The 9,326-nt window shown below is 63.5% G+C and carries 11 protein-coding genes; 1 reads left to right on the forward strand and 10 read right to left on the reverse strand.

Annotated elements, in window-relative coordinates; translation table 11 throughout:
• The 9 genes from EOA22_RS38650 to gcvA form a co-directional block, all read right to left on the reverse strand.
• Nucleotides 1-393: FGGY family carbohydrate kinase (locus tag EOA22_RS38650; RefSeq protein WP_245478598.1), on the reverse strand; the 393-nt coding region annotated here is incomplete at its 3' end.
• Complete coding sequence (locus EOA22_RS05330) at nt 390-1,073, reverse strand: HAD family hydrolase (protein ID WP_024502046.1); 684 nt, start codon at nt 1,071-1,073, stop codon at nt 390-392. The genes EOA22_RS05330 and EOA22_RS38650, both read right to left, overlap by 4 nt.
• 15 nt (nt 1,074-1,088) lie before the next feature.
• Nucleotides 1,089-2,567, reverse strand: a complete 1,479-nt coding sequence (locus EOA22_RS05335; RefSeq protein WP_063169749.1) for a mannitol dehydrogenase family protein — start codon at nt 2,565-2,567, stop codon at nt 1,089-1,091.
• 146 nt (nt 2,568-2,713) lie between these two features.
• Nucleotides 2,714-3,484, reverse strand: coding sequence for an L-iditol 2-dehydrogenase (locus EOA22_RS05340; RefSeq protein ID WP_063169750.1), 771 nt, complete (start codon nt 3,482-3,484; stop codon nt 2,714-2,716).
• Between the two features lie 2 nt (nt 3,485-3,486).
• The gene (locus EOA22_RS05345; RefSeq protein WP_063169751.1) at nt 3,487-4,485 is read right to left on the reverse strand and encodes an ABC transporter ATP-binding protein; all 999 of its coding nucleotides are present in this window, start codon (nt 4,483-4,485) and stop codon (nt 3,487-3,489) included.
• 49 nt (nt 4,486-4,534) lie between these two features.
• The gene (locus EOA22_RS05350; RefSeq protein WP_063169752.1) at nt 4,535-5,359 is read right to left on the reverse strand and encodes a carbohydrate ABC transporter permease; all 825 of its coding nucleotides are present in this window, start codon (nt 5,357-5,359) and stop codon (nt 4,535-4,537) included.
• A gap of 11 nt (nt 5,360-5,370) precedes the next feature.
• Nucleotides 5,371-6,243, reverse strand: a complete 873-nt coding sequence (locus tag EOA22_RS05355; protein WP_063169753.1) for a sugar ABC transporter permease — start codon at nt 6,241-6,243, stop codon at nt 5,371-5,373.
• A 123-nt stretch (nt 6,244-6,366) separates the two neighbouring features.
• Nucleotides 6,367-7,677, reverse strand: a complete 1,311-nt coding sequence (locus EOA22_RS05360; protein ID WP_013528413.1) for a sugar ABC transporter substrate-binding protein — start codon at nt 7,675-7,677, stop codon at nt 6,367-6,369.
• Nucleotides 7,678-7,901: 224 nt separating this feature from the next.
• Complete coding sequence (gene gcvA, locus EOA22_RS05365) at nt 7,902-8,807, reverse strand: transcriptional regulator GcvA (protein WP_013528412.1); 906 nt, start codon at nt 8,805-8,807, stop codon at nt 7,902-7,904.
• A 110-nt stretch (nt 8,808-8,917) separates the two neighbouring features.
• Here gcvA and EOA22_RS05370 point away from each other — a divergent pair, with 110 nt between their 5' ends.
• Entirely contained in the window at nt 8,918-9,103 is a 186-nt protein-coding gene (locus EOA22_RS05370; protein ID WP_063170431.1) for a hypothetical protein, read from the forward strand.
• Nucleotides 9,104-9,140: 37 nt separating this feature from the next.
• Here EOA22_RS05370 and EOA22_RS05375 read toward each other — a convergent pair.
• A partial coding sequence (locus tag EOA22_RS05375; RefSeq protein WP_281040752.1) for a sugar-binding domain-containing protein occupies nt 9,141-9,326 on the reverse strand: 186 nt, incomplete at its 5' end.

Raw genomic sequence — 9,326 nt, forward strand, 5'->3', positions numbered from 1 at the left:
ATTCAGCACGGCGTGGCCGCTTGCCGTGCATTCGTCGGCCTCCGCGATGGCGCGGTGGTCGAGCCAGACCTTGGTGTCCCAGCGCTTGTCGCCCGTGGTCGAGACGCTGAGCTGGCCGCCTTGCCGGTCGCGCACCACCAGCGAACAGGTGGCATCGAAGGAGATGCCGACGACCTCCTCGGCAGCTATGCCGGCCTTTTCGCGGGCAGCGCGCACGGCGGCGCAGACGGCCGACCAGATATCGCGCGAATCATGTTCGGCGTGATCGGGCTTCGGCTGGTTCATGGCGATCGGCCGCTCGGCGCGGCCGAGCAAGGTGCCGTTGGTGTCGAGAATGCCCGCGCGAGCGCTCCCGGTGCCGACATCGACCGCGCAAACGAACTGTTTCGTCAAGATGCTCTGTCTCTCGCTCCCAGGCCTGCAATCAGATCGGGCAATTGCAGCATGTCAGCGAATATAAAGTCCGGTTCACTCGACGCAAGCCGCGCTTTCAAGGTCGGGTTGCCGGCATGCGAGCCGCCGGTGAAGGCAAACACGCGCATCCCCGCCGCCCGCGCGGCAATGATGCCGGCCGGGCTGTCCTCGATGACGAGGCATTTGCGTGGATGGGCCCGCATGCTGGCGGCGGCATGCAGGAACAGGTCCGGCGCGGGCTTTCCCTTGGCCACCATGGTGGCACTGAACAGGTGCGGTTCCATCAGCCCAAGCAATCCGGTGACGTCGAGCGCGTAGCGGATGCGGTCGAGCGTGCCCGAGGACGCGACACAGAACGGCAGCCCAAGCTTCGGCAGCATCTTCTTGACACCGGCGATCGGCTTCAGCTCCTCGCGGAATTTGCGCATCAATTCGACGCGCATCTCGGTCAGGTGCAGGTCGGTGATATCGAGCCCGAAGTCGCGGCCGAGGATCTCGCGCACGCTTTTCATGCTCTTGCCGAGGAAATGCTCGTAGGCGGCATCCTCACTGACGCTGCCGCCGGCAAGCCTGACCATGCCGAGCAGCGCCGAGACGGAGAGCGCCTCGCTGTCGACCAGCACGCCATCGCAGTCGAAAATGACCAGTTCAGGCGTCATGGCCGAGAATGGCTCTCAGAGCTTGCCGGCGAGGTAGCGCGTCAGCGTGGCGCGCGCGCCATTCGCCCACAGCACGTTGAGCGCATGGGCAAAGGCCTCGACAAACGCCGTTGCGCGGCCGACATCGCCATAGATGTCCTCCATGGCGAGCCAGGCGGCGGGAGCGTCCTTTGCTGCCTTTGCCGTCGCCTGCAGCCGGTCCCAACTCGGGTCGTTGGGCTCGATGACGGCGCCGCTGTCCGTCGTGCCGAAGCAGTAGCGGCACCACAATGCCGATTCCAGGGCCAGGCCGGCGACGCTTTTCCCAGCCTTCAGCCGGTCGGCGATGGTCGGGATGATGAACTTCGGCTGGCGGTTGGAGCCGTCGAGGCAGAGCCGGCGCACCGTGTCGCCGATCTTCGGGTTGGAGAAGCGGCTCTCGATGAGCTGGTAATAGTCTTCCAGAACCGTGTCCGGCACCGGCGGCACCGTCGGGATGATTTCGTCCCGTTCGAGCTTGGCCAGAAAACCGCTCACCAGCGGCTCCTGCATCGCCTCATGCACGAAATGGATGTCCATCAGGCCGGCCGGATAGGCGATCGCTGCATGGCCGCCATTGAGGATGCGGATTTTCATCAGTTCATAAGGCGCAACGTCTTTGACGAACTGCACGCCGACCTTTTCCAGCGGCGGCCGGCCATCGGTGAAATGGTCCTCCAGCACCCACTGCCGGAACGGCTCGCAGAACACCGGCCAGTTGTCCTCGAGGCCGAAATCCTTGGCCAGGATGCCGCGCTCGCGGTCGGTGGTGGCCGGCGTGATGCGATCGACCATGCCGTTCGGAAAGGCGACATGCTCGCTGACCCAGTTCGCCAGATCCTCGTCGATCAAACGGGCCAGGCCGATGACGCCATCCGAGGTGACATGGCCATTGTGGGGAATGTTGTCGCACGACATCACGGTGAACGGCACGGTGCCTTCATCGCGGCGGCGCATCAGCCCGGCAAGGATGATGCCGAACACCGTCTTCGGCGTGGCGCCGGCCTGCGCGTCGGCGACGATGTCGGGATGGGTCGGGTTGAACACGACGGAGGCCGGGTCGATGAAATAGCCACCTTCGGTGATGGTCAGCGAAACGATCTTGATCGCCGGGTCGGCAAGCCGTTCGATCACACCGGCCGCATCGCCGGGCATCAGGAAGTCGATCATCGCGCCGGTGACGCGTGCGCTCATATGGCCGCTATCCTGCTCGACCACCGTGGTGAGCCAGTCCTGCTCTTCCAGTTTGCCGCGACCGATCTTTTCGCCGTCGAACACGCCGGCACCGATCAGCGCCCAGTCATGGCCGATGCCCGCATTGAACAGATCGTCGAGATAGACGGCCTGATGCGAGCGGTGGAAATTGCCGACGCCGAAATGCACGATGCCGGCCTTCAGCGTCGCGCGGTCATACTTCGGACCTGCGACGTTGGCGGGCAGCTTGGAGAGGTTAGAGGACGAGAGTTTCACGGTCATCTGTTTTACCCTTTGGCCGGGTTTCGGCCTTCGTTACGCTCCTCTCCCCGTCGGGGAGCGGATAAGGGGTGGCACTTGCTACGCGCCCGCTGAAGTCGGCCTCTGCTCCCCGCGGAGGGACGAGGAGCAGAGGCCGTCCCCCGCCCTCAACTCATCCACTGGCCGCCATCGACATTGTAGGTCTGGGCGACGATGTATTCGGCGTCGCTGCTGGCGAGAAACACAGCCATGCCGGTGAGGTCCTGTGCCGTGCCCATGCGGCCATACGGCACCGCCTCGCCGACCAGTTTCTTCTTCTCGCCCCTCGGCCGGTTCTCATATTTGGCGAACAGCGAATCGACGTGATCCCAGTGCTCGCCGTCGACGACGCCAGGGGCAATCGCGTTGACGTTGATGCGGTGCTTGATCAGGTCGAGCCCCGCCGACTGGGTCAGCGAGATGACGGCGGCCTTGGTGGCGCAATAGACGCCGACCAGCGCCTCGCCGCGCCGTCCGGCCTGGCTCGCCATGTTGATGATCCTGCCGCCCTTGCCTCGCGCGATCATCGAGCGGGCGGCTGCCTGCAGCATGAACAGCGTGCCGGCGACATTGACGGAAAACAACTTGTCGTAGCTTGCCCTGGTGATTTCGACGATCGGCGCCAGGTCGAACAGGGCGGCGTTGTTGATCAGGATATCGAGGCCACCGGTCTTCGTCTCGACGGCTTTCACCGCCGCCTCGATCGAGGCGAGGTCGGTGACGTCGAGCTTGACCGCATAGGCCTTGCCGCCAATCTCGGCGGCGGTCTTCTGCGCCGCCTCGAGATTGATGTCGCCGATGGCGACGGTTGCGCCTTCGCCGGCATAGGCTTCGGCGAAGGCTCTGCCGATGCCGCGGGCCGAACCCGTGATCAGCGCGGATTTGCCGGCCAGTCGCATGTTCAGATTGCCTTTCCGTCGGCGCCAAAGCGATGCAGCTTGGCCTTGTCTGGTGTCAGGTAAATGGTGTCGCCGTGATGGACGCCGAGTTCGCCGTCGGCGCGCACGGTCAGCGGACCGACGCCGTCGGCCTGGACGTGCAGGAAGGTGTCGGAGCCGAGATGCTCGGCGACGCCGACGACTGCCTTCCATTCGCCCGCCCTGGTCGAGATCTCCAGGTGTTCGGGACGGATGCCGATGGTCTTGGCGCCGTTTTTGGCAGCCGGCGCGCCCTCGATCAGGTTCATCTTCGGCGAGCCGATAAAGCTGGCGACGAACAGGTTCTTCGGCGTCTTGTAGAGCTCCATCGGCGAGCCGACCTGCTCGATGTTGCCGGCGTTCAGCACGACGATCTTGTCGGCCATGGTCATCGCTTCAACCTGATCGTGGGTAACGTAGATCATGGTGGTTTTGAGCTGATGGTGCAGCTCGCTGATCTCCAGCCGCATGGTGCCGCGCAGTGCCGCATCGAGATTGGACAGCGGTTCGTCGAACAGGAAGGCGGTCGGCTGACGCACGATGGCGCGGCCGATCGCGACGCGCTGGCGCTGGCCGCCTGAAAGCTGGCCGGGCCGGCGTTCGAGATAGTTGGTCAGGTTGAGCACGCGCGCCGCGTCTCCCACCTTCTTGTCGATGGTCGCCTTGTCCTCACCGGCCATCTTCAGCGGGAAGCCGATGTTCTTGGCCACCGTCATGTGCGGATAGAGCGCGTAAGACTGGAACACCATGGCGAGCTTGCGCTTGGCCGGTGCCTCGCCGGTGACGTCGCGGCCGTCGATGTTGATGGAGCCGCCGCTGGTGTCCTCGAGCCCGGCGATCAGGCGCAGCAGCGTTGACTTGCCGCAACCCGACGGGCCGACAAAGACGACGAACTCGCCATTCTCGATCACCAGGTCGAGACCGGGGATGATGGACGTCGCTCCGAAGGATTTCGAGACGTTCTTGAGCGTGATGTTTCCCATGGTTTCCTCCCCGAGGGGTTATTTCTGCCGATTGCTTCGGGCAATTCCGTTATTTCACCGCACCAAATGTCAGGCCGCGCACCAGCTGCTTCTGGCTGAACCAGCCCATGATCAGGATCGGCGCGATGGCCAGCGTCGAGGCGGCCGAAAGCTTCGCCCAGAACAGGCCTTGCGGGCTTGAGAACGAGCTGATGAAGGCGGTCAGGGGTGCGGCTTCCGTCGTCGTCAGCCGGATCGTCCAGAACGCCTCGTTCCAGGCCAGGATGATGTTGAGCAGCATTGTCGAGGCGATGCCCGGCACCGCCATCGGCGTCAGCACATAGACGATCTCGTTCCACAGCGATGCGCCGTCCATGCGCGCCGCTTCCAGGATCTCGCCAGGGATTTCGCGGAAATAGGTGTAGAGCATCCACACCACGATCGGCAGGTTGATCAGCATCAGCATGATCATGAGGCCGATGCGGCTGCCGAGCAGGCCTGTGTCGCGGAAGATCAGGTAGATCGGGAACAGCACCGCGACCGCCGGCATCATCTTGGTGGACAGCATCCACATCAAGATGTCCTTGGTCCGCTTGGTCGGCGAGAAGGCCATCGACCATGCCGCCGGTATGGCGACCAGCAGGGCCAGGATGGTCGAGCCGACCGAGAGCAGCACCGAGTTGAAGAAGAACTTGAAGTAGCCGCTCTGTGCCTGGACCTCGGTATAGCTCTCGAACGTTCCCGACGGGATGATGCTGAAGCCCTGGATGGCTTCCTGCTCCGACTTGAACGAGGTGATGATCGTGTAGAGGATCGGGAAGAAGATCAGCAGGGCGACGATCCAGGCGGCAACCGTCGCGATCGTCTTGTGCCGGGTGGTGACTGAGCGTGCCATCGTAGCCTCCCTTACTTGTCCAGGTTCTTGCCGACGGCGCGCATGGCGAAGAAGGCAACGATATTGGCGAGAATGACGGCGATCACACCGCCGGCGGATGCCTGGCCGATTTTGAACTCCAGCAACGCCTTCTGGTAGACGAGGAAGGGCAGGTTGGTGGAGGCGTATCCCGGGCCGCCATTGGTGGTGACGAGGATCTCGGCATAGACCGAGAGAAGGAAGATCGTCTGGATCAGGATGACGACCGTGATGGCGCGCGACATGTGCGGCAGCGTCAGATAGATGAAGCGGCTGATGAACCCGGCGCCGTCCATCTCGGCGGCTTCCTTCTGCTCGCCGTCGAGCGACTGCAGCGCGGTCAGAAGAATGAGCGTCGCGAAGGGCAGCCACTGCCAGGCGACGATGATGATGATCGCCAGCATCGGATGTTGCCCGAACCAGTCGATCGGCTGGGCCCCGAAGAAGCGGGCTATGTCGGCGAACACCCCGTATGGCGGGTGCATGATCATGTTCTTCCAGACCAATGCGGCCACCGGCGGCATGACGAAGAACGGCGAGATGACGAGGATGCGCACGATGCCCTGGCCCCACATCGGCTGGTCGATCAGCAGCGCCAGAAGGATACCGCCGATCACCGTGATCAGGAGCACGCTGACCACCAAGGTGAGCGTGTTGAGGATCGACTGCAGGAAGGCCGGGTTGGAATAGAACAGCGCGTAATTCGAGAAGCCGACGAAGCCGTCGCGGATCGGATTGAGCGGGTTGTACTGCTGGAAGGAGAACCAGATGGTGATGACCAGCGGCACGATCATCCAGACGAACAGCAGCACCACGGATGGCGCCATCATGAAACGGGCAAGCGAACGGGTCTGCTGAGTAGCCATGACGGTCACCCTTCACTGGTCAGACGGAATTTTCAAAGGCGTTAAAGGCGGCCGCCCGAACTGGGAACTCGGGCGGCCGTTGCCGGTCAAGGAGGCGACCGGCAGTCGGCACCGGGAGGAGCCTTACTTGATGTATCCGCCCTCGGTCATTGCCGCGGTGGCAGCGTCCTGGGCCTGCTTCAGCGCGTCGTCGACGCTCGACTGGCCGGCAAGCGCCGCCGAGAAGAGCTGGCCGACCGTGGTGCCAAGGCCCTGGAACTCAGGGATGGCGACGAACTGGACGCCGACATAGGGCACCGGCTTGACCGTCGGATGCGTCGGATCGGCGGCGTTGATGGAGTCCAGCGTCATCTTGGCGAACGGAGCGGCCTTCTGGTACTCGGCATTGGCGTAGAGCGAGGAGCGCGTGCCCGGAGGAACGTTGGCCCAGCCTTCCTTCGAAGCGACGAGCTCCGCATAGTGCTTGCTGGTCGCCCAGGAGACGAACTTCTCGGCGGCATCCGCTTTCTGCGTGCCGGCGGGGATGGCCAGCGACCAGGCCCACAGCCAGTTGCCGCGCTTGCCCAGGCCATTGTCGGGCGCCAGCGCATAGCCGACCTTATCGGCGACGGTCGAGTTCTTCGGGTCCGAAACGAAGGACGCGGCGACCGTGGCGTCGATCCACATGCCGCATTTGCCCTGCTGGAACAGCGCCAGGTTTTCGTTGAAGCCGTTGGAGGAAGCCCCCTCGGGGCCGTCGGCCTTCATCAGGTCGACATAGAACTGCAACGTGTTCTTCCATTCCGGCTGATCGAACTGCGGCTTCCAGTTCTCGTCGAACCAGCGGGCGCCGAAGGAGTTCGACATGGCGGTCAGGAAAGCCATGTTCTCGCCCCAGCCGGCCTTGCCGCGCAGGCACACGCCGTTCACGCCATTGGCGCGGTCGGTCATCTTGTCGGCGGCCTGCTTGATGAAGTCCCAGGTCGGCGCGTCGGGCATCTTCAGCCCGGCCTTGTCCATCAGGTCCTTGCGGTACATGACGAAGGAGCTTTCGCCGTAGAAGGGCGCGGCATAAAGCTTGCCGTCGACCGAAAGGCCGCCAGCAATGGCCGGGATGATGTCCTTGGCGTCGTAGTCGTCGCCGAGCTTGTCGAGCGGCAAAAGCCAGCTCTGCTTGGCCCAGATCGGAACCTCATAGGTGCCGATGGTCATCACGTCGTACTGGCCGCCCTTGGTGGCGATGTCGGTGGTGACGCGCTCGCGCAGCACATTCTCTTCGAGCGTAACCCAGTTGAGCTGGATGTCGGGGTTCGCCTTGGTGAAGTCCTCGGTCAGCTTTTGCATGCGGACCATATCGCCATTGTTGACGGTGGCGATGGTGATGGATTCGGCGTGTGCGGCGAACGCAAGCGTGCTGGCCGACAACAAGCCCAGGGTGAGCGTGCGAAGTTTCATCAAATTCCTCCCTTGAACCAAGATGAGCATTTGCCTTGGCTTTGGGCAATTACTCACTTGGCGTGAATTATGTCAAGTCGGATTCGATGCTGCAGCGCAGCACCCGGGCGACACCGCAGGCCGGGACGAGCGGAAATTGCCAGGACGAAGAGCGTCCCGGCCGGATACAGTGCGGCAACAGCGGATGGATCTGCGAGACCAGGTGCAGCCCGCAAGCTTGCCGGTCAGCAGGCGATCTCGGCCAGCAGCCAGTCGCGGAAGGCACGGATCTTCGGCACGTTGCGGCGCGCTTCGGGGTAGACCAGCCAAAAGGCATGGCCGTCGTCGCCAACCAGATCGAAAGGCTGGATCAGGCGCCCACCGGCAAGTTCCGCCTTGAACAGCGCCCTGGTCAGGATCGCGACGCCATGACCGGCGATCGCCGCGTTGGCCTCATAGGCCTGCGCGCCCATGCTGCTGCCGGGCCGTTTGGCGAGATCGTGCGAGTGCACGCCGGCAGCCTCGAACCATTGCGTCCACCAGATGTCGCCGGGATCGAGGATCGGCAGCCGCAACAGGTCCGCCGGTTCCCTGACGCCGCCGATGCTTGCCGCGAGCTTCGGGCTCAGCATCGGCGTGAAATCGGCATCGAGCAGCTTGTAGGCTTCCAGCCCCGGCCATTTGCCGCCGCCCGACCGGATGGCGAGGTCGACATCCTCGCGGGCGAAATCCGTCAGCCGGCTCGATGTTTCGAGCCGCACGGCAAGGGAGGGATGAGCGATCTGGAATGAGCCCAGATGGTGCGCCAGCCAGTTCGAGGCAAAGGTCAGCACCGTCGTGACGCACAGCAATCCGTCGGCGCCGCCACGCGCCGCCGCATAGGCCTGGCCGAGAATGGCGAAGGCCTCGCTGACCGCTGGCGCAAGGCGCTGTCCAGCCTCGGTGAGTGCGATCTGGCGCGGCCGGCGCAGGAACAGCGGCGCGCCGACCCGTTCCTCCAGCACCTTGATCTGATAGCTGACCGCCGCTTGCGTCATGGCAAGTTCCTCGGCCGCCTTGGTGAAGGAAAGATGCCGCGCCACCGCTTCGAACACCCGGATCGCCTGCAGCGGCGGAAGCTGTGAAACCTGCCGAGAGCTGAGGTCCGGCATAAAGCCTCCTTATGGGTCCTTATCGACGTTCGATTGGCAAAGGCCGCCGTCAAGACCGACATTTCCAGTCAACCCGTCATTCGGGTTCAGGATAGCGAAGGTTGACGATCATGACCATGGCGCAGCAAAAATGCACTTCCGCACCCGATCATCGCTGGTTTTCGTGGCTGACGGATGGATTCGGCTGGTTCGCAGCCAAAAAACGGGCACATCTCGACATCAGGGACCTGTCGCCGCATCTGCAGCGCGATCTCGGTTTTCTCGATGGCAACGACCATTTCGGGCGGCACAGCTAGCGCGGTTGGTTTTATCGCAAATCAGTTGTGCTTCCGGTCAGATGCTGGCGAGCAGCGCGGCGGCGGTCCGTTCATCGGTGATGAGGCCGTTGATCAGCCGCCGGTTCGCGGCCGCCAGAATGCCCGGCAGCTTTCGTTCTCCCATCGCCAGTGCGATGACCAGCGATTTCTCGCGTGACGGCAGCGACGCCGACGACACCCGGTCGTTGGTGATGCCCTCGAT

This window comes from Mesorhizobium sp. M7A.F.Ca.US.014.04.1.1 (genome assembly GCF_003998745.1).
Lineage (GTDB): Bacteria > Pseudomonadota > Alphaproteobacteria > Rhizobiales > Rhizobiaceae > Mesorhizobium > Mesorhizobium ciceri.